Origin of the sequence: Shewanella acanthi (genome assembly GCF_019457475.1) — a bacterium.
Classification (GTDB): Bacteria; Pseudomonadota; Gammaproteobacteria; order Enterobacterales; family Shewanellaceae; genus Shewanella; species Shewanella acanthi.
On record NZ_CP080413.1, the window covers coordinates 2,542,386 to 2,567,021 of the forward strand.

The following is a 24,636-nucleotide window of genomic DNA, read 5'->3' on the forward strand; positions in this document are numbered from 1 at the left end:
CCGACGGTATCGGTGAATTACAGCTCGACGTTGTGCATACGCGCTTTCTCTTTAATGTAAGAGATATAGCTGGTTGCACTCTTCTCCGTCTTCTTATCTTTGGCAGCTAACACTGCACGGTTATAAGCAGACTTATACTGTTTTAAACTTAAATGGGCTAACGCCAATTCAAAGTTTGCTTCACCAGGGTGGTCTACGCCCAGAGAAAGTGATTTCTCAAGCACAGGAATGGCTTCAGAATATTTCTCGCTTAAGCTCAGTAAACGACCTTGTTTCAGGTAAAGCTTGCCATCGTTATTGATTGCAGCAGCTTTGCCATAGTACTCAGCAGCTAACTTGAACTCTTTAGCGTTTTGATAGAAGCCCGCTAAAATCTCAAGAGATTTTGCATCTTCAGTGATTAAGCCAGACTTCATGTTTTTCTGGAAGATTTTAGCCGCTTGATATGGCGCACCTTTTTGTGCCATCAGCTGAGCTAAACGAGTGATATTTGCACCCGTATCCAAGAAACCATTACGGTAAGCTAAATCATAAGTTGCTAGCGATTTATCGTAATCTTCTACCATCAGATAAAACTGTGCTAATTGAACCCATAATTTACCGTCACTTGGGAATAACGGAACCATGACTTCTAACACACCAACGGCTTGTTTGTACTTCTTCTGGTTGAAGTACGACGTCAGTTTCATCTGATACAGACCTTTATCAGGAGATTCAGCAAGTGCGAGGCCTTTATCAGCCACTTCAATTACTTTATCCCACTGTTTCAGTTCTGTGTGAGCAATACCAATACGGCGATATACTTGAGCATCGTTTTTACAGGTGAAATCCATCCACTTATAGTAATAGGAAATGGCTTCTTTAAACTTCTTCTCTTGTAATAACAAGTCCGCATAGAGACGCAATGTCGCAGCATGATCAGTACCACCTAAAATGTCCGCATCAACGGCTTGCTTTAGGTACTTAACCGCGGTATCCATCTTGCCCTTTTCGGCATAGAAGTTACCTAACATACGGGCGACATAGGCCTTGTCGAAATCATTCTTAGCGTTAGCTTCAAGCAAAATAGAAATCGCTTGGTCCAATTGGCCATTGGTATAGGCTTCGAATGACTTCTGAACTTTCTTAGCAGCACTTTCACCTACAGCCTTTGACTGACGTTTGTCAATCTCGCAGTTACCTGCAGCTACAGCAGAGCTAGCAAAGGTAACACCACAAAGGGATAGCAATAGCGCTGTTGCGATTTTATTTGCATTACGCATGTTAGTTGCCTCCTTTGTCTAAGGTGAAGTCAAGTTGAACTGTCATGCCAGGTTGCTTCAGCGGCTTGCCATCAACAATCTTTGGCTTGTATTTCCACTTTTTCAGTGCACGAATCGCTTCTTTATCGAATAAACGTTTAGGTTCAGCGTTTATCACTTCAACATCATCTACACCACCTAACTCGTTAATCGTAAAGCGCAATTGCACCCAACCTTCTTTACCATCACGGGCTGCTGCAATTGGGTATTGAGGCTCGATACGAACGATAGGTGTTGCATCACCATCACGAGTCATCATATTACCCAGTTTAAAGCCAGTGCTTGCGCCACCTGCTTCAACACCACCCATGCTGAACGACATTGAAGTATCAATGTTGGTCGAGGTATCTGGTGGAGTCGCCTCAGGCTTCTGAGGTTGCTCTGGTGGTGGTGGCGGCTTAGGCACCACCCTTGGCTTATTCTGTGCTTTTGCGTCCTGTCTATCCATGGTGATTTCAATTACAGGGGTCTCAGTCGATGTTTCGGCGCGTTGCGCTCCTCCACCGACCAAGAACGCCATAAAAGCGAACAGACCAAAAGTCACAGCAGCACCAATAAGGATTGATACTAGTGCTCTTAGCATATTAATCGTTCCCCGCAGATACCGAAATCTTATCTATACCAGCCGCTTTGACTTGGTCTAGAACTTTAACCACTAAACCGTGTTGCGTATCTTTGTCAGCTTGAATCAGCACAGCTGCTTCAGGGGCTTCTGCAAGCATACGCTCAACGTTTGCTGTTACACGTTCGATATCAACCTGACGGTTTTCCATCATGATCACGCCAGTTTTGCTGACGCCGATAAAGATGTTAGCCGAAGGCTTTGAAGTCGCTTGTGAAGCTTTTGGTTTGTTATAGTCCAAACCAGATGGTTTCACGAATGACGTTGTTACAATGAAGAAGATCAGCATGATGAACACGATGTCGAGCATCGGGGTCATATCAATTTGCGCTTCCTCGTCTACACTGGAATGCTTTTTACGTGCCATGTTCAATCTCTCTCTAGTGGTGCGGCATGCTGTCTTTTAGCTTTTCTAAACTGATTTTCATTTTTGCATCAAGGCGAGTACTGAAGAATACTCCCGATAATGCTGCAACCATCCCAGCCATAGTTGGCATAGTCGCCATTGAAATACCAGCCGCCATCAAACGAGCATTACTCGTCCCCTGAACTGCCATCACATCGAACACTGAAATCATACCGGTAACGGTACCTAACAAACCTATCATTGGACAAATTGCCACTAAGGTTTTAATAATCAGCATACGTGCATTCAAATCTTGCTTCGCTTGGGACAGCCAAGCTTCACGGATACGGTGTGCATACCAAGAGGTGGTTTCCTCTCTAGCATCCCATGCGGCAACGATTGCTTGATGTTGCTTTGGCGATATCCAATTTAGATACCAGTAACGTTCAAGCATCAATACCCACATTAAGAACAGTACAGCCGCAACTAACCAGAGGACGTCGCCTCCGGAGGCCATGAAGCCCCTGACGGAATCCCATATGTCCATCAGGTATAGCATCATTAGTTAGCCCTCTTCTCAGCGTGTGCTGCGATGATACCAGCACTTTGCTCTTCCAGAACTTGTACGATTGACTTGCTACGTGCAACAACAACTGCGTGCATTAACATCAGTGGCAGAGCAGCAACCAGACCTTGTACAGTTGTGATCAGCGCCATAGAGATACCGCCAGCCATCAGTTTTGGATCGCCAGTACCGAACAATTGGATACTTTGGAACGTTGCAATCATACCGGTTACAGTACCTAACAGACCCATCATAGGAGCGATAGCTGCTAATACTTTGATGATTGAAATACGCGCTTCAAGCGCTGGTGTTTCTTTCAGAATTGCTTCGTCAAGTTTCAGCTCTAAAGTTTCAACGTCAACGTCTTTGTTTTCTTGGTAAACTTTCAGGATGCGGCCTAAGGCGTTGTTACCTGGTTTATCAATGTTCTTACGTTGGCTGTTAACACTTGAACCGATGATAGTCATAGTCACTAAACGTTCGATAGAGATCAGCAGACCTAAAACTAACAGACCGATAATGATGTAACCGATTGTGCCACCTGCTTCTAAACGATCTTCAAAGCTAGCTTTGTTAGTGAAGATGTTTAACAGTACGCCGCGAGCTGGGTCGATGTAGAAAGGAGCAGTACCTGAAGCGGTTTGTTCCCACTTGCCAACTGCGCTAACTTGGTAACCTTCAGGCTGTTGTGATAACTCTTGAATTAAACCTAATTCAGGGTTGTAAACAACGTATTTGCCATCGGCAGTTAAGTTGTAAGCACCGATACGGTGGATAGTGGTGTTTTTAACGTTACCGTCGATACCAGTCACAGAACCTTCGAATTTAACAACCTTACCAGATTGTGCCATTTCGAATAATTGTTCTTGCCAGAATTGCTCTAACTCTTCAATTTTTGGTAGTTGCTTACGAGCACCTAAATCAGCAACAAACTTGTCACGATTTGGGTACTGAGCACTGACGTTAGAGCTGGCTAGTTTACCCGCGAAATCGCCTGCTTCACCTTTAACCACACCGAACATCTCACCCAAGTCACCTTGAGCTGTTTTCAGGTCTTCTTCTAACTGAGCAATTTTACGCTCGTTATCTAAGAAAGCTTGGTTTAAGTCTTTACCGCGTTGTTTTTCAGCTGCTAAAGCATCTTTTTCACGCTTTAACAGTGCCGCTTTATCGCCACGTTCAGCTTGGAACTCTTGTTCACGTTTGCTGTTAACTTTACCTTCTGCAGCACGGTCAACTTTAACTTGTTGCAACAATTGGTCGATGGTCTTTGGCGCAACATCAGCAGCGCTCACCATGCCAGCAGTTAAAGAGAAACTTGCAGCTAAAACAGCTGTAGTAATTAACTTCTTCATTATTGTGCAGTCTCCGCAGCAGGAATTGGTAACGCGAATAGATCTAGAGCGCCTTGTTTACGGGCAATGCGGATACCTTTGGTCAGGTCACGCAAGTAGCTATCGTCTAACTTGTCCCAAGCCTTAGTTTCAGCGTTGTATATCCAGCCAGACTTTTGATCTAAACTTTGAGCATACAGAGCAACGCGGCCTAAGTTGAAGAAGTCTACTAATACTTCTTTACCATCTAAGGTCAGTTTGCCTGGGTTGACTGCTACAGCACTACCATACTCACGCTCGATGCTGTACGCATCCAAGATCAAACGGTATTTCTCTGCTAATGTAACTTCCGCAGTGTTTAAAAGTGTTTTTAATTCTTTAATGCGGTTAGCACGAATTTCAGAGTTAAAAGGCAAATCTAATTGAACGAATTGTTCTAAAGACTCAACCATTTTAAACATTAAAGGCACTACGCCTTGACGCAGTTTATCAACACCATTGATGTCGTTCTGAACGGCATCCATTGTTTTTTGTTGATCAGCTACTAAGCTGGCAACGTAATCGTTATATGATTTCAGAGACTCGCGCTCATCAGCAACTGAACCATACTCAAACAGCATGTCTTGTGCTTGATCGAAATATTTATCAACATTCTTTTGCGACGCAGCAGCATCAGCATGGATCATACTATCCGCTTTTTGCACGTCGGTAAGAGGATCTGCAACCACTAAGTTGCTGCTCGCTAGTGCCAGCACGCCAACAAGTGCAGTAGCGATTTTTGTTCTATTGCTTACCTTGGACATAGTTCCCAACCAATTTGAAGTGAATAAAAAGTTTAACTCGACAGTAACATCATATTCAGCAAGACATGCTTCGAATGATGTTTTAGCTAAGTTCGTCTTTCTCTTGTGTTTCTTAGTTTTTTCTTCCCTTTCCTATGCCTTTACAGGCATAGACCCGCTGGCATCATTTCACAAAATGTTGACCTGTGTCAACATTGAGAATTAGCAAAAAATCTACTTTGAAAAAGTTTAAGCCAAATCTTGGTACTAACAGGCCGTTTTATAAACAACTTATATACTAATATGATTATTTATCTCAGTCCCAAATGTTCACTATTTTAAATTTAATTATCCAAATCAATTACTTAGCAATATTTTCATCACTCTGTTTGTCAAGTAACAATAATTGAGGTTTAAACTTAAGAAATAATAAGTTTACAAAACAGAAAGTGTCTAAGGAAAATGTAACTAGGAGATTAATTTACGGGGTATAACGAGGACTTTTATGTAAAAAGCCCTAGGTTGACCTAGGGCTCTAAATTTTTAATCAGGTTTCTTCGAAATGTTGATTAAAATTTCATGCTTGCACGAACAAAGAAGTAGCGACCTAATACATCATAAGTATAAGGGTCGGTGTTCGAATCATTGTTACCTGTGTAGTAAGGAGGTTCTTTATCAAACAGGTTGTTGATACCACCTGACAGTCGGATATTTTGTGTTAAATCAAAAGACCCTGAAAGGTCATGATAAACAACACTGCCAACAGTAGGAGCATAACAAGCTTTAGTTTGACATGCGAACGAATCCATCCCATCGATGTAACGAGCTTCGTAAGTGAAGCTCCAATCATCTAAATTAGCAGTAACATTGATATTGCTCTTAAGTTTTGCGTATGCACCAACACCACCAGTAATGTAACCACGGTAGTCTACCGCATTACCATCAGGGTCAAACTCTTCATACTTAGTTAAAATTGAAGTATCCCAACCCACTAACCAATCAACTGACAGTGCATTAAACGCATAAGCTACGTTGATGTCGAAACCAGAGGTATTTGTTTCACCAATATTTTGTAAACCGTTGTTAAACTTAATTCGGCCACTATTATCAATAGAAATATCAGCTGCTTGGCACAAAGCAGTATTAGTATTGATCTTATTACCAGATGCATCCATACACATGTTGGCTACATAGTTAGAATCAACTGATGTAATAGTGTTCGAAATCTCAATATCATAGTAGTCAACAGTCATTGACAGGCCATCTACGAAGCTTGGTGAGTACACTAAACCTGCAGTTGTGATATCAGCTTCTTCTGGAGTCAGCAAATCGTTACCACCAACTGTCACTTCAGCTTGGTCTTGCTCAGTAGCTGGATGAACAATTTGATCAAACGACGGTGATGCACCACCGTAAAGCTCACTTACTGTTGGTGCACGGAATGCTGTAGATAAACCGCCACGCAGCATTAAATCATCATATACACGCCATGTCAGACCTAGCTTCCAAGTAGTATCACTGCCAAAAGAGCTATAGTCGAAATAACGCATTGCAGCACTTAAGTCCAGTTGTTCTACTAACGGCAAATTGCTCAGTAAAGGAACAGCTAATTCAGCATAAACTTCGTCAACACTGAACTCGCCAGAAGTAGATTCTACTGGGGGATCGTTCGCCAGACCTTGGGCAGTTAATGAGTCAGGAGTGTAGTGAGCAGCTTCTTTACGGTGTTCCCAACCAGCAGCGAAGCCCATTGTACCGGCAGGTAAATCTAAAATATCACCCGTTAAAGTTGCAGCTGCGATATCTAACTCGCTACCACCACTATTAACTTCTGTATAGATATACGGAGCGATGCTATCACCCATCCATGAAGATTGTAGGAATGGATCGAAATCACCGGCTAATACTGCATCATTAATTGAGCCTAGATTGTGTAGGTTAGCTAAAGTATCAACTGAGTCGTTACGACCTTTGTTATAAGAAAGATCCCAGCTCCAGCCGTTTTCAAATTCGCCTTCAACACCCAATACAATACGGATGGTATCGACAACTTGATCAAAATCACGAGTACCAGATTCAACCATGCGACGGCCGTAGGCTAGCTCTTCACCTGGTTGAACCCAAGGTAAGAGGTCATCGGTCATCCAACCACCAGCAGAGATAGGATCATAAACCCAAGGATCGTTGTTCCAAATAGGTTGTGGAGCCATTTGCTGATTAGACCAACGCTTAGAGTACATGGCTTCAGAGAAGAATCGAGTTGTGTCGGTTAATTCGTAAGTTCCAGAAACAGTTAAATTCAAACGTTCCATAGGCGTAAACAAATAACTATCTTTTGCATAGTTATACGCATCATTAGCAGTAGCATAATCATGGTAACTACCACCACGGCCTGTTATGTTTGCTTCAGACATACCATCGAAATATTCGAATTTAGCTTCACCTTTACCATTATCAACGTATTGACCGTAGTATCCTTTATCGCCTATGGCATACTTACCATTTTCACCAGACCCTACGATGCCAAAGTTATAGTCACCCCAAATATGACCGCCTTGGTTGTATGAACTACCACCACAATACAGGCTAATTTCACCATTTGCATTTGGTCTAGTTTCGGTAATAGGGCAATCAGAGAAACCACGGTCTGCTTGGCTTGCTTCACCACGTTTAGTGTATTGAGCGCCAAAAACAATATTACCTTTATCGAAAGTGTTACCAAGTGTCAGATCAATAGTAGATTCATCAGCATCGCCATCAGCAGAGATACCAGTTTGGACATTAACTTCAAAACCTTCGTAATCACGTTTTAAAATAATGTTAACAACACCAGCGATAGCATCAGTACCATAAACTGCTGAAGCACCGTCTTTCAGTACTTCTACACGTTGGATCATGGATACAGGGATTGTGTTCAAATCAACAGTAGATGATGCACCAGTACCGGATGCAATCATACGGCGACCATTAACAAGAACTAATGTACGGCTCGTACCTAAACCTCTTAAGTTGATTCGAGCGTTACCACCTGAACCGTTGTTTATACCAGCGTTGGTCATAGCACCACCCGCTGATGTCATTTTTTGCAGCACATCATCAATAGATACTGCTCCAGAAGAAAGAATGGCTGAAGCGTCAATAACACTTACTGGACTTGCTGTTTCCAGATCTGCACGCTTGATACGTGAACCAGTTACCGCAATACGCTCTACTTTTGCAACATCTGCAGTCTCGTCTGCAGCGATTACTGGTGCGCTTAAAACACTCGCACTAACGCCTGCAATCAGTGCAAAACGCACTGATTGAGCAATTAGATTATTCTTATGCATTGTCTATCTCCCTGGACATAATATGTCTTTATTATTTTCTGCTTATTCGGTTAGCAGTTAAATACCAGTGTACTACCAATAGTACGCCAGACTTGGCGGCAACAATAAAATCACAAACAAAACCTTTTATCAACACAAAATAACCAAAAGCCCCATTTGAAATACAAATACATTCAACTTAATCTACTCAAACGCGTAATGTTGTAACAACCCTTTCAGCGCAGTTTTAAATATGCAATGAAATAAGTTCATTAAATAAATTAGTAATAGAGCTTATTATTCAATCAGACATTCTGCTTAACAAAAAAGCCAGTCATTACTGACTGGCTTCTTGTGCTTAATGAGTTAACGTTTACAAATCGTTAGAGCGTGTAACGAATACCGATTGCGATACCGTCATCTTCAGAAATTGCCATTCTAGCTTCTTGAGCTTTATCGGCGCTGGTAAAGTCACTAAAGTCTTTGCGCCCCTCAATGTAAAGAACCGTGTTTGAATCCCAAACAAAGTGTAAGCCCGCAACCACAAATTGGCGTTCAAACACATCGTTTGGGTCGGCGTTAAAGTTAGGTTGGATTACGTAGTCATCGCCGGCATCGAGGATATTGTAGGAAACGAAAGGACGTAACCCATTGTCAAATTTATAAGAGACTAAAGTCTCAATCCCGTATGCATCCTTAATTAGGCGACCAATGTTATCGGTGTCGTGATTCTCTTCACGGTGAATGTTACCCGCAACATAGAGGCCATTAGCCTCAAAATCACCCCAAGTGATACCCACACCGTAGATTAAGTCAACCGCCGTTTTCTGATCGCCATTTCCAAATTCAACATCGAATTCACCGCGGTTCAAACCAGCCATTAAGCTCAGTTTATCAGTCGCTTTATAGGTAATCGATGCACCATAGGTGTAATCGAAAGTAACCTGTTGGGCTTCCTTCTGACCCGCATCCCATAATGCTTCACAGTCATCTTGGCTTATATCGTTAAAATCACAGGTATAAAAACTGCTATTTTTTAACTGGGCTTGAACGGCGATGCTGACATCACCAAAGCTGTTACGATACTGAACCGTTTTATCGCCGCGACCTACGCCGTTTACTGCACCATCGTCTTTATTGTATGTATAAACACCCGCAGCATTACCATCCCAAACAAAGCCATAGTTGGTATTGTAAACAACATCGTACCAAGCACCCCATTGCTTACCGATGGTCAGTGTACCGTAGTCATCATGGCTGAGCCCTGCGTACCCTAAACGGTTATAGAAAAACTCATCCTGCACAGATTCAAAACGGTTGCTATACACAATATCGCTACTACCAACCGGGTTAACACCCCATTCGAGTTTAGAGAAGGCACTCCAACCATTGGTCAATTCACGACTGAAACCAAAATTAATGCGAGAAGCACCATTCACAACCTCAGTTTCACCTTGGGTATTTATGACACGAACATCAATAAATCCACCTATTTCGACTGCGTTTTTATCATCTTTATAAATTTCAATCGCAGATACGGTAGGTGCTAGAAATAATGCAGCCAGTGCATTTGCTACTAACGTTTTGTTCATTTGGTGCTTAACCTTCTCGTTTATAATTTATCAACGCCATTCCGTTGTTAAATTTCCTTACAATTTCCTCGAAGAGTAGCAAACATTACAATATTGCTCCAAGTGAAACCTTAAGAAATTCCAGCTTAAAATCACGAAACTAGCCCATTTAACCACTAACAAACAGATTAAATCACTATAAAACACTGCTTCTTAAACAGATGAGAAACAACAAAAACATCATATTAACAACAACTGTTTGGACACCAGGTCGTTGTAATTGAGTTTCATTATTGAAAATACTGGCTCTGCGATCGGCCTAATTTGTTTATCTATGTAATATTGATAGTCAATTGTAGACGATCTGCACAAAACTGGCTCAGGGCCATTTACAGTTATAAGGTAATCAATTTGCGCACCGCGCTTGCCAAAAGATGCCTTTCCTGTTAACTCACAGAGTTGACGCGCAACCTTTACATGGGGCGATGATTTTGCCGTGTATTCTTCTAGGTTTCGGCGCATGCGTTTACTAAAAACCAATTCATCGTCCCGTTTGCCGTTCAATAATTCCTCAATCACACCCGTTAAAAAATCGCTGATATCCCGTTGGTTAAACATCCGATGATAGAGTTCAGCTTGAAGTTGCCTCGCAAGCGGACTCCAATCGCTGCGCACCTGCTCCATACCTTTAAAGGTTATTGCAAGTTTGCCCTCTTTATCCCGCCAAGCCCCAACATAGCGTTTCTTACTGCCCTCATCAGACCCACGAAGAGTTGGCATAAAAAACTGCTCGTAATGTCGCTCAAATTGCAACTCAAGAAAACTCTCTAGCTGAAATTCTCGCTTCAATTTCTTAAGCCACTTTTGATTAATATCATTTGCGATTTGCAGGCCTAAATGGGCTATATCTTGCTCAATCGCTTCGTCACCTAGCCAAACAAAGGTCGAATCGGTATCACCATAAATCACCTGCCAGCCCATCTCCTCTATCCATGCCCTGGTTTGTTTCATAATTTGATGCCCGCGCATGGTAATTGAACTGGCAAGTTTGGCATCATGAAATACACAGCCTTGGGAACCCAACACTCCATAGAGCGAATTCATGATGATTTTAATCGCCTGAGATAAAGGCCCATTGGACTCGCGTTTAGCTTTTTCACGCTGCTCAGAAAGGTTTTTAATCAGCTTAGGCAAAATTGGCGATTTTCGGTTAAAACGCGCGCCTAAAAATCCTGGGACACAATCTTCCTCATCACTTGCTAAACCTTCAATAAGCCCTTTTGGATCAATCAAGAAAGTACGAATAATCGATGGGTACAGACTCTTAAAATCAAATACGAGGATATTTCTATAATATCCCGGCACTGAATCCATCACATACCCGCCTGGGCTTTCTATCCCTTGGCTTGCGGGCTGTGCTGGAGCAACGTATCCGCTGCGGTGTAAATGGGGTAAATAAAGATGATAGAAAGCCGCGACCGATGCACCAACACGCCCAAGCTCAAGCCCTGTCAATTCAGCCCTAGCCAGCACGAAATCCCATAATAGGGTGTGCTCGAAAATATCCCACACTAACCGACTATCGGTTAAATTATAGTGGGCTAATCCTTGCTTATCTTTTGTAAATAGCTCATCAATTTCAGTGGCACGATTCTCCACATTTTCAATGGCCTTGCCCTCACCTAAAAGGGCTTGTGATACAAATTCCAGCGAATAACGTTCAAACTGATAAAAAGCCGCCTTTAGCCAATCGATGCCATCCAGCACTACCCTTCCCGGTAAACTTAAGGTTTCGGGGCGAAATTTATTGTCGACTTTCCACTCAAGAAGTTTACCTCCCCGCCCAATCTTCAACGGGATGCGATTGACTGCGGCGCGCCGATAAAGCAGTGCTAGGTCGAAGGTCACCACAGACCAACCTATGATCAAATCAGGATCGTATTTAGCAAACCAAGCAATCAAGCGGTGGATGAGTGCTGACTCGTTTACTACCCACTCGATATAAGCTGCGGCATCACTTTGCGCTTCACCCACCATGATAACCTTTTGATAGGTTGTGCCCTGCGAGTCTTTGCCATATAAAGCCACCGAATAGAGTAACCCCTCGAAGCTGCATTCAAAATCGAGGGAAATACAACGGAGCATGATGTCACTCTGTGGTGCAATGCTTTTTGCTTTTAGGGCCGTAAACACGGGAATGGGATTTTGTGTAGGTTGCTTATCTTGAGTGGGATCAATGAAATGCCCTAAAAATGCCACATCCAGTGCGACAAAACGCTCAATCAAAAAACGCTGTTCAGGTCGAATATCCGCCTCAAATAGGGCAATCTCCGCATCCTTAGCAATACGTTGTAAGGTTCTAAAATCGCTTGTGGATTTTGCATAAATCGCACTCACGCTTTGGCGCATAAAGCTTTGATGACTCAGTGAGACAAAACGCAATGGAATATGTGGCGTTTGCAGCTTAAGCGAATTCACCTCGCTTTGATGGCAAAAGCACAGGTACTCAGAATCAGGCAGTTCCACCAGCACAGGGCCGTTCATGGTCGCGAGATAATACTGCAGCACTAATCGGCCTTGGCGCATAATTGCGTGGCGAGTCAACACTCGCCCCTGTACACTCACAGGCTGAGGTATTCCTGAAGCCTTAGTTTCGACCGTCATCACTGGGGTTCTCAATAAAAATGCCCTTAATTGGCAGAAAAGTTTCTTAGGCTACGTAATCACTGTTATTATGTACAGCATTAATTCGAGAAAGTAGTGCCGCATGTTACCCGATAATGTAAAAAACCAGATCCGAGCCATATATAAAGATATCTCAACCTCTTTGCCTAATTTTAGGCCACGTCGTGAGCAAAATTATATGGTGGCCGAGATCTCAAAAACCCTCGCAGGTGACTACGACAAAGACAGGCGCATCATCGTCGTTGAGGCGGGTACGGGCATTGGTAAATCATTATCTTATATTCTAGGTACTATCCCTCTAGCACTCGCCAGTAAGAAAAAAGTGTGCATCGCGACTGCTACTGTAGCTTTGCAGGAACAGTTACTGCATAAAGATCTGCCTTTTTTTCTGGCGCAATCGGGGCTCAATTTCCGCTTCGGTTTAGTCAAAGGGAGACAACGTTACGTGTGTCTCTCAAAACTGGCCATGCTAATTGGTGATGATAACAGCAGCCAAATGGCCATGTGGCAAACCAAACCCGATAACAGCCAAGTGGCGATGTTGCAGGAACTCCTAAAGGATTTTCAAGAAGGCCGCTGGAATGGTGAGTTAGACACCCTAGCTGCGCCCCTGCCCGATCATCTGTGGCAACAAATCGCCTGCGATAAACACAGTTGTCATCGCCAGGTCGCGAGTCATCGCAACTGCCCCTTTCATAAGGCACGAGAAGATGTGGATACTTGGGATGTATTGATTGCCAACCACAGTCTATTGTTTGCCGATTTAGAACTTGGCGGCGGGGTTATTCTGCCGGATCCCGAAGACGTGTTTTATGTTATCGATGAGGCCCATCACTTACCCATTGTGGCGCGTGACTTTTCGAGTGCGCAGGCCACCCTTCGCGGCGCATCCGATTGGCTAGAAAAGGTCGGGAAACTCAGTGCCAAGCTACAAAATCAGATTAAAAGCAACAATATCATCGGCCCCGCCCAGGCGATGCAGGACCATATTGGTGATTTAATTGCCCAGCTCAATCAAGTGGCCCATTACTGCGATACCCAAACCAAGCAATTTGCGAATCCCGAGAGTCGCTATCGCTTCGAGCACGGTAAAATCCCCGACGCCCTAAAAATCCCCGCAGAAAACCTTGCGACCACATCTAGCCTTGCCCTTAAGCAATTTAACAAGATGCAGATGTTACTGGCCGAGGCTATAAAAGACGGTGACATGCCTAAGCATCAAGCCGAAGTGCTCCAAACTGACATGGGCTTTATGTTGCAACGGCTTGAAAATCTGCACAAGCTATGGAAGATGATGGCAAAAGTGGACTCGAGCAAAGGCGCCCCGATGGCGCGCTGGATTGAGTTACTCACCGGAAAACAGGTCGATTATCTTTTGAGTGCCTCCCCAATTGAGGTGGGGTTTATGCTCGAGACCATGCTTTGGCAAAAAGCCGCAGGCGTCGTGCTCTGCAGCGCAACCTTAAGAGCACTCAACAATTTTGACCATTTTGCCCACCAGGTGGGATTGTCTGTGCGCGATGGCAGCCGCTATTTAGCCCTGCAATCTCCCTTCGATTATCCAAATAACGCGACGCTGTATCTGCCTAGGATGAAAACAGAACCTACAGATGATGCCTATACCGATGAGCTTGCCGAGCACATTTTACAGCTTATCGAAGGAGAAATGGCGACGCTGGTGCTGTTTGCGTCCTACTGGCAGATGGAAAAGGTCGCCGAGTTACTCGAGGGCAAACTCGACATAGAGCTGCTTATTCAAGGCAATGCACCAAGGCAACAACTGCTCGACACCCACAAGGCCAAATGCGATAAGGGTGAACCCAGTATTCTCTTCGGTACTGGTAGCTTTTCTGAAGGCTTAGACTTACCCGGTGATTACTTAACCAACTTGATTGTGACTAAACTGCCCTTCGCTGTGCCCACCTCACCGGTGGAGCAGGCCCACGCCGAATATGTCAAAGTCAAAGGGGGAAATCCATTTCTGCAATTGACCATTCCCGATGCGTCCCGCAAGCTTATCCAAAGCTGCGGCCGGCTACTCCGTAAGGAGCAAGATTATGGCCGAGTCACGATTCTAGACCGCCGCCTTGTGACTAAGCGCTACGGAAAATCCTTACTCGATGCCCTGCCGCCCTTTAGACGCGTGATTGAGTAACTTTGATGCTGGAGTTTATCCTCGATCCCAGCCACTGGATGTTACTCGCCATTATTGGATTAGTGGCTGGTTTTATTGATGCAGTGGTCGGTGGCGGTGGCTTGTTATCCATTCCTGCCCTACTCACATTAGGCATTCCTGCCCACACGGCTCTTGGCACCAACAAGTTTGCCGCCAGTTTTGGCTCCTCCATGGCGGCGTGGACATACTATCAACAGCAATTTTTTAATCCTCGCTTTTGGTACTTCGCTTTTATTGCCACCTTTATCGGCGCATCGATTGGCAGTGTTGCCGTGTATTTAATCGATGCAAATTGGCTTGAAAAGTCACTGCCTCTGCTGATCATCGGCATAGCAATATTCAGTCTCGTGAGCCCAAACGCTATTTCCGACGACAATAGTCAATTGCCTGAAAAACCCCAGTCAAAATTGATTCAAAGTATTCAAGGACTCATCTTGGGCGCCTACGATGGCTTTGCCGGTCCCGGTATTGGGGCCTTTTGGACGGTGAGCGCTGGTGCGCTATACAAACTGCCCCTCCTCAATAGCTGCGGCCTTGCCCGCGCCATGACCTTCACCAGTAACCTTACCGCGCTCGTGGTATTTGCAAGCCTTGGTCAAGTAAACTGGCTCATTGGCCTCTGGTTAGGCCTGTGCATGATGCTAGGCGCTTTTTTAGGCGCACGCTGCGCCATAAAATTCGGGATGCCTTTTATTAAGCCATTGTTTATATTGGTCGTACTATCGATTGCAGTTAATCTCGCCTGGAGCGCCTGGTTTTGAATACTCTACAACTTGTAAATATCTTAAAAAACCAGCTTAAGACCCTCGAGCAGGAAGTGCTACAACACGATAACCAGCTCGCGCCACCACAACGAAAACTGCTGCAGGATGTAGAGCGATTCAACCAATCGCTGTTTATTCAACATGGTGCACAGTTAATGCCCTGTATCGAACAGATCCGCAGCAGTATTAGTCAGCTTGAAAAACAAATTGCCCTAAAACTTGCCCCACAAACCATCGCCTTAAGTTGTGAGCGAATTCAAGACAGATTCACCGCGGTGAAACGGGCGCTGGCCACGACAACCATCGATTTGAAGGCTAAAAATCAGCAACGTGCCAGCCAAAGGGCACGCTTTGCCAAACAGCAGGTACAATCCCACCAAGCCAGTGGTTTTGGCTGGATTGCCAGCAATGTGATGCAAAATAGCCATGAAATCTATGAAGAGCTAAATAAACACCTCAATTGGGCTAAAAAATTTGAGCAGAAAATTGCCGAGATGGAATCAAATCTTGAAAATTGTCATAGTGCTGACAAAATCCGTTTGCAAAATGACATCCTTTTGATGCATCGTCGTCTAGGAAAATGCAGGCAAGCTATCAGTTACATTGAAGATCGTATTCAGGCATTTGAACGTCCGCATCAAAGTATTAATCGTTAAGGAGCAACAATGAAATCACTTTTGCCAATCAGCGGCATGTTCGCGTTAATTAGCTCTGCCTCTGTATTTGCAGCAGACTTAAATATTCCGATGTCTTTTGAATATCTTGCGCTCGATGGCGTTAAGATTGAAACCAGTTCTTTTAATCATAAGAGTCAATTAGCGCTGACCAATGGCAGCCATAAAATTGCGATTCGTTACCACGAAATGGTGGAAGATGATTTTAGCGATAGCCAAAGTTTCGTAAAGTCTTCCCCCTTTATTCTGACCCTGTTTGTCGATGGCGATCACCAATACCATCTGCAAGCAGCCGAAGGTGAAGTGGTTAAAAGACCCAAAACCTTTGCCCAAAATCCGCAGGTAATTGTAACTCGCGCGGATAAAGGCCCTGTCTCTTACAAAGTGATTAACACGAATATCGAAGAAGAAAGCTTCGTCTCACGCCTCTTTAGCGGCAATCAGTCAAGTGATGCCTCAAACTCCGCCGCAGTCGCAACTGGTGCTGCAGTCACCACTGCCGCAGTTGCTACGCCAACCACAGTTGCCACACCTACCCAAGCCGCCGTTAACGCAACGGCGCCAGCCGCGACAAACCAAGCTAATCCTAATAGTGACGCGAGCCCACAGCAAATGCTGCAATATTGGTGGTTACAGGCCGATGAAAAAACCCGTAAAGAGTTTATGAGCTGGGCGATTTCGCAGCTCTAAAAAGTCGTTAAGCGCTGAACAGGGGCAACTTGTTCAGCGCGATACACATAAAGAAGCAAAGCTATGATCCCGCTCGTTTACCACCCCAGTTATTCCAAGCTCGCCCTACCCGCTCACCATCGGTTTCCAACCACTAAATACGCCCGGCTGCAGCAATATTTACTCGATAACCAACTGGCTATGCCAGAGCAGTTTTTCGCGCCATCACCGATGACAGCTGAAGATATTATCCAGGTGCACCAACGGGAATATGTCGAGCAGTTTATCGCAGGAACTCTGCCCGCCCCTGCGCTGCGGCGAATTGGTTTCCCTTGGAGCGAAGCTTTAGTCGAGCGCACACTCCACTCCCTTTCAGGCACGAGTCTTACAGCAAATAAAGCGTTAAGTCATGGAATTGCATTGCATTTAACTGGTGGTTATCACCACGCCCACTATGATTTTGGCAGCGGCTATTGCATTTTTAATGACTTAATTCTCGCCGCGAAAAGAATAATTGATGAGCATCAGCTCCACCGGGTACTGATTTTTGATTGCGATGTACACCAAGGCGATGGCAGCGCTACCATGAGTCACCAGCACCAAGGAATCATTAGCTGCTCAATTCATTGCAAGCAAAACTTCCCCAGTCGAAAGCAGGAGTCCCACCATGATATTGAGCTTGCCAAAGGCACAGATGATAAACAGTATTTAGAAACGGTAGAGCAAAGCCTCGACTTACTTATCCGTATGTATCAACCGGATTTGATTCTTTACGATGCGGGTGTCGATATCCATCAAGATGATGATTTAGGCCACTTACTCGTTAGTCAAAATGGGATATACCAGCGGGATTTAGCTGTGGTTGGCATGGCAAAATCTGCAAATGTTCCCGTTGCGGCAGTGATTGGCGGCGGTTACAGTAGAGACGAACTACAATTAAGCCAACGACATAGCCAACTCTTTATTGCTGCCAATCAGTTATGGCATCAAACTCAATAACTCCAGTAGGGAGCGTAGCGATGCAACTTGAGATCCGTAATTATTACGAAGTGTTGTTAATGGAAATGCTAAAAGATGAAGGACTAATGGATGAATTGCCGGAAGATTACTTAGCTGACCTCTGCTGTGTCACCTTAAACCAACTCCCCACGCGATATATTCGCCATCTGGTGGATACCTATTTTTTTGAAGACTACAACGAACTTCAAGAACTCAAACGGGAAATCCAAGCTGCACTCGAAAAATCTCGCGCCTTTTTAAAGCAAAATCTGCAGCGGCGGCTTGAGGAAGAACAATAAGTTAACGAGAAATATCGAGAATACCCGATTTTGGGATTACAGGTATTTTTTCATACCCAATGCCATGTCGAGATTTGAACAAATAAGCAGGAGATTTATCGAGACCCTTTCTCGAAGCATTAGCCATGAATGTACCACCAAGTGTACCACTCGATGAGTTTCATTGGATTACTGGGATAAGGTATTGATTTAAGGGGAATTTGGAGGTTCCCCTAGAGCCGACACCCCGGCACACGAGTCGCTTGCTGCGGTTGCTTCCTTCCGGACCTGGCCGAGTTCACAAGTTATCATTGCGGGGGGACCCTAGGGTCACCATAACTTCGAGTACATCCTAACGAGATGACTGAACGACGCGGATTATCCCCTATGGTCCGAATGGGATCAAGTGCTAATCTTAGGGTTTGCCAAATAACTTGTCTAATTGACCAATCTATAGGCAATACGTAGGTCTAAATAATAAAAGCCTGCATTTGCAGGCTTTTAACTTATTCAAGCAAAGCTTTATTCCAATAATCCCTTTGGATTCAAAGCTCGATAAGGTGACGATTATCTTCAATCAATTTCGCACCAATCCCTGACACATTGGCTAAATCATCAATCGATTTGAACTTGCCGTTTTGAGTCCGATAATCAATTATCGCCTTAGCCTTTGCGACACCGATACCTTTAAGGCTCTGTAATTGTTCGGCTGTGGCGGTATTAATATTGACGCTTGTGATATCTGGGGCTGCGGCCTTGGTGCTCGATGCCATCTCCTTGGCCTGAGCTTGTACTGTACTGGCTTCTTTAACAGGTACAGCCGCTAGAGCTGGAAGTGCTATTAGGGCAGTAAATGCAATGGCTGTCGCCATCGCAGATAAACGATGTTGCATAATCATAAATTGTGTCCTCTTGTCCATGTTAACGGGCCTTAAATCCGATGTCCTTGGCCACAGAAAAAACATAGTCAACAAATTTAGAGAATGCCATCCTCTATAGAAGAGAATATTCAACCTTGCTGAAGTAAACGTTAATCACAATAACCAAGTATTTGTTACTTTGTATAAAAGTGGTTTTCAAAATGAGAGTGGCTGTGATGTTAGTTGAAAAATTTGCATCAATGAAACAATTGAATAAAGCCTTGCTCTAAGCCAAGGCGTTCTATTGATATAAAAATGCACTAAAAATCATTAGCTGAGGTGATGGAATTAAAGTTTATCCTTTGGCCTCTGTGCAGTTTCCAAAACACTTTCATCTAACTGCCCCATAAGCGCATTGCGTCCATCCTTGGTCAGCATCTTACCAGCAAACTGCTTTAGCTCAGTGAGAAGTTCTTGGTGAATTTTAGAAAGTTTAGGTCGTTTGTCTTCACTAAAGCGAATGGGACGACACAATGCCATGGCCTGATAGCCAAGACGCGCCGTTAATAAGCCCCCGCCTAACCCTTGGGCCAATCGGGCTGACACTTTGCCTGTCATTTCAACCGACAATAACTGAGTACCAATATCGGTGACTAATTCGCTAGTACCTGCGTAGATAATATTCACAACGATACTGCGAATAAGCTTAATTCGGCTCCAATAGCCAAGCTCGATGCCATAACACTTAGCCACATCCCTTAGCATGCGCTGATTGCGCCACAAAATAATCGCCATATCTAGCGCCGCCAAGGGACTTGCCGCCAGCAGTAATGCAGATTCTGCTGCATAACGGCGCACAATTTTTTTAGCAATATCATCACGCTCGGTCAGCACTAAATCTTCGAACAACATCACCTTTTCAGCGTCGTTGTGCTCATCCTTTAGTGAGCGCTTAAGCTTTTCAACACCTTGACTTTGGGGATAATGGCGCACAATGTTATTGATAAACCCATCCGCTTCCCCCATCTGCATACTTAAGGCAAGCCTTGCTCCAGTCGCTTGAGTATCTTCAACCTGTTTTAGGCGCTTAAGGTTTCGATACTCACTTAATGCCCCGCCCAACGCCCACAGACTCACAAGGGCTAACACCGTCCCATAGAATCCAAATAGCCATGGGCTTTCAAGCCAAGCATCACGGAGGCCTAACAATGTTTGCATCACAACCAGAAGCATTAATCCGCTTAGGCTTAAGCGCGCTAACCAAGAAAATCGTCTAGATTGACTCACATTAAGCGTGGGTTCGTCAAACTCCAGCGAGTGCTTAGCAATAGCACCTTCGAGGGTTTGTTCTATTTCGATATCTTTAAATTGGCTTGAAGACTCAAACCGTTGTGCCCCCTTAATACTAAGGTTTTCTGCAGTCACGTTTGCCTCCTGCGTTGTGAATACTCGCTGTTTTTTAAGCGAATAAGGCTCTGCAACATGCGATAATTGATCAGTGCTTTGGTTTGAATGCTTCGATGCTTGATCACTCATTCGAGTTTATCCCCTACTAAATACTGCAATAGATGGTCGAGTCGGATATGGTCAAACTGCACTGATGCGCTATCACTTGAGCCTGTCTCGGGTGGGGCAAAGCCAACGAAATGAAATCCCTGAGCTTTCCAAAAATCGGCTTCGGGTAAGCGAGTAGGTACTTCGCCTGGAAACAGCGTCTGCGCTTTACCATCGAGCCCCCTGCCCTGCACGACTTCAACATCGCCATCCGAGGTAGTCACCATTCCATGGCGAGTGGATTTAATGGCGCTAATGGCCATGGTTTCGACTTTGCAACCATCGAAACTGGCAAAATGTTGGCTATGCTTGAGCATATCGGTGAGCAGCGATAATACATGACCTTGCTGATCCCGTGTCACGTGGTCGACCTTACTGGCGGCAAAGAGTAATCGGTCTATCCGAGGTGCAAATAAACGCCTTAAATAGCTCGACTGACCATATTGGAAACTTTCCATAATCGCATTAAGTGCACTGGCCATATCCTCAAATTGTTTTTTGCCACGATTAAGCGCCGTAAAACAATCGACTAGCACCACTTGACGGTCGAAATTAGCAAAATGCTGTTTATAAAAGGGCTTAACCACTTTAGCGACATATTCTTGATAGCGTTGTTCAAGCACATGGAACGCACTGTGCTTAACACTTTGCTTAAGCTCTGTCCATTGAGACTCAGCAGTGCCAAGTAAAGGAAAAAACGCTAATAGCGGCGCACCCTGCCACTCCCCCGGCAAAAGCATTCGCCCAGGTTGCGCTTGGTAATAACCCTGCACATGCACTAAATCGTTGAGTAATTGCTGATAACCTTCAGCAATCAGCTTTAACTGCTGCTCGTCGGCTGTGACACTTAAATCCAATTTCTGTAGCAGCGATTGGAACTCTCCATACAAAGGCGAGCTTGATAACGCATCGATACGTTGTTGCTGCAACTTGCACCAGTCAACAAACTCAAGCTTTAGCATAGGTAAATCCAACAGCCATTCTCCTGGATAATCAACAATATCCAAATATAAGGTGGCGGTATCGGCAAGCTTAGCAAGCAGCCCCTTCTGGGGTTGATATTTTATCGCCAGCCGTAATTCAGAAATGGTGCGAGTTGAAGCAGGCCAAGTCGCAGGATCCGATGTTAGTGCCGACATAGCCCCTTGATAATCGAAACTGGCGATTTCAAGATCAGGCTGCATCGCACGTTTTACCCCTAGAAGCCTCTGCTCACGGCTAACTTGCCAAAGGGGCAACGCACTGCCACTGCGGGAATGGGTTAACTGGGACGGCGCGCCGCTGTGCAAGAGTTGATTGACCAATCCCGTAATAAAGGCGGTTTTGCCTGCGCCGGACAAGCCAGTCACAGCGAGACGTAAATGCCTGTCCGCCGAACGGTGTAATAATGACTGGCCCTTTTGACTGAGCTTATGCAGCGAAACATCAAGCAATCCCATATGAATGTCCTACAAAGTCGAATTCAGATTAACTATACACTGGAATTTTGGCGAGATTAAATATTAAGGGCGGTCAAGACCGCCCTTAGAAGGAGTTACAAGTTGTTGATTTGTCTTTTCAAATCAAAATTGTCTGAAGTGACGTAGCGTTCAAGATTTTGCAGTCTAACCTCAAGGCTTCTAAATTGACGATTCACATCACTCAGCGCCTGTGTTGCCGGCTCCCCCGTTTGCCAGGGCTTTTTCTTCACTTCAATATCATCCCTATCGGAATGATTATGCGGCTTGATATCTAAAATTACCCAGAGGGCAACATAGATAATAAACACCACACCTGAGCCACCTAAAAGAAAGATGGAGACCGCAAGCACACGCACTAACCAGGTTTCAATGGAAAAGTATTCACCAATCCCAGCACAAACCCCTGCAACTTTACCTGACTGGGGGATGCGGTAGAGTGTTTTACCGTTAGTTCCTTTCATTTTTCCCCCTCCAGTCGGGCGACTCCGTATCCAAAATCGCCTCTAAGGTTTCAATCCGAGCTGCCATTTTATCGGCTTTGGCAATCAAATCATTGAGCTGTGAAAACTCTTCCTCAGTGAGTCCCTGGCTCACTTGTCGCTTGCTGCGATAATGAAGAACTAACCAGATAGGCGCAACCACGACTAAGAATACAATGATCGGCGCTATTAGTATGTCCATATCCATAACTCACCTCTGAATGGTTATTCTTTTGATTTAGTTGATGCTTTGCCTTTTACCTTGGCTTTTAAGGCTGCCAGTTCTGCATTCACTGAATCTTCAGCCTCTAATGCAGCAAATTCATCGGCCAAGGTTTTTTTACTACCAAGATCATAGGATTCAACCTGAGCTTCTAAGCCTTCGACGCGGCGCTCATATTGCTCAAATTTGAGCATGGCATTGTCGATTTTGCTTGAATCCAATTGCTTTTTCACTTCTAAGCGTGAAGAAGCCGTTTGCTTACGCAGAATAATCGTCTTTTGGCGCGCTTTGGCATCGAGCAGTTTTTCCTGCAGCAAACCAACTTCATCCTTCAGGCGAGCAATGTGCTCTTCAATCACCGCTAGCTCTTGATTCAAGGTATCGACTAAACCTGCTGCCTTTTGTTTTTCAACTAAAGCGGCCTTGGCCAAATCTTCACGATCCTTAGATAACGCCAGCTCGGCTTTATCTTGCCAATCCTGAACTTGCTCTTCCACACGGCCGATACGGCGCAGCAGCTCTTTCTTTTCAGCCAGTACCTTTGCTGAGGTAGAACGTACTTCTACCAATGTATCTTCCATCTCTTGGATAATCAGGCGAACCATTTTTTCAGGGTCTTCGGCTTTATCCAGTAATGCGCTGATATTCGAATTAATGATATCGGCGAAGCGAGAGAAAATTCCCATAATGCTATCCTCAAATTGATGTTGGTCTCGCATGGAGTAATACACTAACCGTGCCAACATTAATTAATCACTTAAATACAGTCACATACGTTGTTTTCAAACTTTTTCTTTATTTTAAGACTTAAGCCACTTATCATCAATTTCACCAAATTTTAGCGCGAACGACTAAAAAATATCGTGGATAATAACATTCAGCAAGATAACCTTATCGGTCAATCCAACGCCCTGCTCGAAGTGCTCGAACATGTCTCCCAAATTGCACCGCTTTCTAAACCTGTGCTCATTATTGGCGAGCGTGGTACGGGTAAGGAGCTGATTGCTGAGCGGCTACATTATCTATCAAAGCGCTGGGATCAAAGTTTTATTAAGCTCAATTGTTCATCCTTGAGCGAAAACCTACTCGAGAGTGAACTTTTTGGCCATGAGTCGGGCTCATTCACTGGTGCTAAGGGCAAGCATGAAGGCCGCTTTGAGCGCGCTAACGGCGGCACCCTGTTTTTGGATGAGTTAGCAAACACTTCTGGTTTAATCCAAGAAAAACTGCTGCGGGTGATTGAGTACGGTGAGTTTGAACGTGTCGGCGGCAGTCGCACCATTCAGACCGATGTTCGCTTAATTTGCGCTGCTAACGAAGACTTACCGTCACTTGCTGAAGCGGGTGAATTTCGCGCCGACTTGCTCGACCGTTTAGCCTTTGATGTGATCACCCTGCCACCGCTGCGTTGCCGCCAAGAGGACATTATGACCCTCGCGGAATACTTTGCTGTAGGCATGGCGCGCCAGTTAAAACTCGAGTTATTTAGCGGCTTTAGCCCACAAGCGGTCGAGCAATTAATGACCCACACTTGGCCGGGAAATATTCGCGAACTGAAGAACGTCGTCGAGCGTAGCGTCTATCGCAACGGCAGTGAAAACCGCCCTATCGATCAAATTATTCTCGACCCATTTGCATCGCCCTATCGCCCAATCTCGAGGGTGAAGACCCGTGAGCGCCAACTTACCCCGTTTGGCTCAAACGCACAAAATGCACCAGCGAGTACAGAGGTGCTTGATGCAGATAAACCACGCCAACTAACCGTGCAAGAAGCGGCGCCGAACCCAGAGTCTCAAATCGGTGGATTTAGTTTCCCCCTCGATTTTAAGGAGCAGACCGAAAAATATGAGATGGAGCTTATTCAACAAGCCCTGTCAGCAAGCCAATACAACCAGAAGAAAACCGCTGAAATCCTAGGTTTGAGTTATCACCAGCTACGCGGGATCCTCAAAAAATACAATTTGCTCGATAAAGCATAAGCAGATT

General features: G+C 44.7%; 22 protein-coding genes and 1 other RNA gene. 7 read left to right on the plus strand and 16 right to left on the minus strand.

The window, feature by feature from the left end; genetic code table 11:
• Nucleotides 1-17 precede the first annotated feature (17 nt).
• The 9 genes from K0H61_RS11125 to K0H61_RS11165 all read right to left on the minus strand — a co-directional run bounded on the left by K0H61_RS11125 (nucleotide 18) and on the right by K0H61_RS11165 (nucleotide 12,493).
• A complete protein-coding gene (locus K0H61_RS11125) occupies nucleotides 18-1,262 on the minus strand; it encodes a tetratricopeptide repeat protein (protein WP_220049297.1) in 1,245 nt (414 codons plus the stop codon).
• Nucleotide 1,263: 1 nt separating this feature from the next.
• A complete protein-coding gene (locus tag K0H61_RS11130; RefSeq protein WP_220049298.1) occupies nucleotides 1,264-1,884 on the minus strand; it encodes an energy transducer TonB in 621 nt (206 codons plus the stop codon).
• A gap of 1 nt (nucleotide 1,885) precedes the next feature.
• Nucleotides 1,886-2,290 carry an ExbD/TolR family protein gene (locus K0H61_RS11135; protein WP_011623215.1) on the minus strand — a complete coding sequence of 135 codons (405 nt, stop codon included), beginning with the start codon at nucleotides 2,288-2,290 and terminating at the stop codon, nucleotides 1,886-1,888.
• Between the two features lie 13 nt (nucleotides 2,291-2,303).
• A complete protein-coding gene (locus tag K0H61_RS11140) occupies nucleotides 2,304-2,831 on the minus strand; it encodes a MotA/TolQ/ExbB proton channel family protein (protein WP_220049300.1) in 528 nt (175 codons plus the stop codon).
• Nucleotides 2,831-4,189: a MotA/TolQ/ExbB proton channel family protein gene (locus K0H61_RS11145; RefSeq protein WP_220049301.1), complete on the minus strand. Its 1,359-nt coding sequence runs from the start codon at nucleotides 4,187-4,189 to the stop codon at nucleotides 2,831-2,833. Before K0H61_RS11145 ends, K0H61_RS11140 begins: the two co-directional genes overlap by 1 nt.
• Nucleotides 4,189-4,971 (minus strand): DUF3450 domain-containing protein, encoded by a 783-nt coding sequence (locus K0H61_RS11150; protein WP_220049303.1) that lies wholly within the window; start codon nucleotides 4,969-4,971, stop codon nucleotides 4,189-4,191. The genes K0H61_RS11145 and K0H61_RS11150 overlap by 1 nt, the downstream gene beginning before the upstream one ends.
• A gap of 548 nt (nucleotides 4,972-5,519) precedes the next feature.
• Nucleotides 5,520-8,279, minus strand: coding sequence for a TonB-dependent receptor (locus K0H61_RS11155; RefSeq protein WP_220049305.1), 2,760 nt, complete (start codon nucleotides 8,277-8,279; stop codon nucleotides 5,520-5,522).
• Between the two features lie 362 nt (nucleotides 8,280-8,641).
• Complete coding sequence (locus K0H61_RS11160; RefSeq protein WP_220049306.1) at nucleotides 8,642-9,850, minus strand: porin; 1,209 nt, start codon at nucleotides 9,848-9,850, stop codon at nucleotides 8,642-8,644.
• A 219-nt stretch (nucleotides 9,851-10,069) separates the two neighbouring features.
• Nucleotides 10,070-12,493 (minus strand): DNA polymerase II, encoded by a 2,424-nt coding sequence (locus tag K0H61_RS11165; protein ID WP_220052667.1) that lies wholly within the window; start codon nucleotides 12,491-12,493, stop codon nucleotides 10,070-10,072.
• A 103-nt stretch (nucleotides 12,494-12,596) separates the two neighbouring features.
• Here K0H61_RS11165 and dinG point away from each other — a divergent pair, with 103 nt between their 5' ends.
• The 6 genes from dinG (at nucleotide 12,597) to K0H61_RS11195 (ending at nucleotide 18,095) form a co-directional block, all read left to right on the plus strand.
• Nucleotides 12,597-14,669: an ATP-dependent DNA helicase DinG gene (gene dinG, locus K0H61_RS11170; RefSeq protein ID WP_220049308.1), complete on the plus strand. Its 2,073-nt coding sequence runs from the start codon at nucleotides 12,597-12,599 to the stop codon at nucleotides 14,667-14,669.
• A gap of 8 nt (nucleotides 14,670-14,677) precedes the next feature.
• Entirely contained in the window at nucleotides 14,678-15,451 is a 774-nt protein-coding gene (locus K0H61_RS11175; protein ID WP_220052668.1) for a sulfite exporter TauE/SafE family protein, read from the plus strand.
• Nucleotides 15,448-16,110, plus strand: coding sequence for a primosomal replication protein (locus K0H61_RS11180; RefSeq protein WP_220049309.1), 663 nt, complete (start codon nucleotides 15,448-15,450; stop codon nucleotides 16,108-16,110). The genes K0H61_RS11175 and K0H61_RS11180 overlap by 4 nt, the downstream gene beginning before the upstream one ends.
• 9 nt (nucleotides 16,111-16,119) lie before the next feature.
• Nucleotides 16,120-16,818, plus strand: coding sequence for a DUF2057 domain-containing protein (locus tag K0H61_RS11185; protein ID WP_220049311.1), 699 nt, complete (start codon nucleotides 16,120-16,122; stop codon nucleotides 16,816-16,818).
• A 63-nt stretch (nucleotides 16,819-16,881) separates the two neighbouring features.
• Entirely contained in the window at nucleotides 16,882-17,796 is a 915-nt protein-coding gene (locus K0H61_RS11190; protein ID WP_220049312.1) for a histone deacetylase family protein, read from the plus strand.
• 20 nt (nucleotides 17,797-17,816) lie between these two features.
• Nucleotides 17,817-18,095 carry a late competence development ComFB family protein gene (locus tag K0H61_RS11195; RefSeq protein WP_220049314.1) on the plus strand — a complete coding sequence of 93 codons (279 nt, stop codon included), beginning with the start codon at nucleotides 17,817-17,819 and terminating at the stop codon, nucleotides 18,093-18,095.
• A gap of 209 nt (nucleotides 18,096-18,304) precedes the next feature.
• On the opposite strand, the gene ffs is transcribed toward K0H61_RS11195, so the two are convergent.
• The 7 genes from ffs to pspA all read right to left on the minus strand — a co-directional run bounded on the left by ffs (nucleotide 18,305) and on the right by pspA (nucleotide 23,336).
• An RNA gene (gene ffs / locus K0H61_RS11200) (signal recognition particle sRNA small type) lies at nucleotides 18,305-18,402 on the minus strand.
• A gap of 217 nt (nucleotides 18,403-18,619) precedes the next feature.
• Nucleotides 18,620-18,973, minus strand: a complete 354-nt coding sequence (locus tag K0H61_RS17895; protein WP_220049315.1) for a ComEA family DNA-binding protein — start codon at nucleotides 18,971-18,973, stop codon at nucleotides 18,620-18,622.
• A 309-nt stretch (nucleotides 18,974-19,282) separates the two neighbouring features.
• Nucleotides 19,283-20,470 (minus strand): TIGR01620 family protein, encoded by a 1,188-nt coding sequence (locus tag K0H61_RS11210; RefSeq protein WP_220049316.1) that lies wholly within the window; start codon nucleotides 20,468-20,470, stop codon nucleotides 19,283-19,285.
• Entirely contained in the window at nucleotides 20,467-21,927 is a 1,461-nt protein-coding gene (locus K0H61_RS11215) for a YcjX family GTP-binding protein (RefSeq protein WP_220049317.1), read from the minus strand. The genes K0H61_RS11210 and K0H61_RS11215 overlap by 4 nt, the downstream gene beginning before the upstream one ends.
• A gap of 95 nt (nucleotides 21,928-22,022) precedes the next feature.
• Nucleotides 22,023-22,409 (minus strand): envelope stress response membrane protein PspC, encoded by a 387-nt coding sequence (pspC, locus tag K0H61_RS11220; RefSeq protein ID WP_220049318.1) that lies wholly within the window; start codon nucleotides 22,407-22,409, stop codon nucleotides 22,023-22,025.
• On the minus strand, nucleotides 22,396-22,635 hold the full coding sequence (gene pspB / locus K0H61_RS11225) for an envelope stress response membrane protein PspB (protein WP_220049319.1): 240 nt from the start codon (nucleotides 22,633-22,635) through the stop codon (nucleotides 22,396-22,398). The genes pspC and pspB overlap by 14 nt, the downstream gene beginning before the upstream one ends.
• Nucleotides 22,636-22,652: 17 nt before the next feature.
• The gene (gene pspA / locus K0H61_RS11230; protein ID WP_220052669.1) at nucleotides 22,653-23,336 is read right to left on the minus strand and encodes a phage shock protein PspA; all 684 of its coding nucleotides are present in this window, start codon (nucleotides 23,334-23,336) and stop codon (nucleotides 22,653-22,655) included.
• 177 nt (nucleotides 23,337-23,513) lie between these two features.
• On the opposite strand from pspA, the gene pspF reads away from it, so the two are divergent.
• The gene (pspF, locus tag K0H61_RS11235) at nucleotides 23,514-24,629 is read left to right on the plus strand and encodes a phage shock protein operon transcriptional activator (protein ID WP_220049320.1); all 1,116 of its coding nucleotides are present in this window, start codon (nucleotides 23,514-23,516) and stop codon (nucleotides 24,627-24,629) included.
• Nucleotides 24,630-24,636 lie beyond the last annotated feature (7 nt).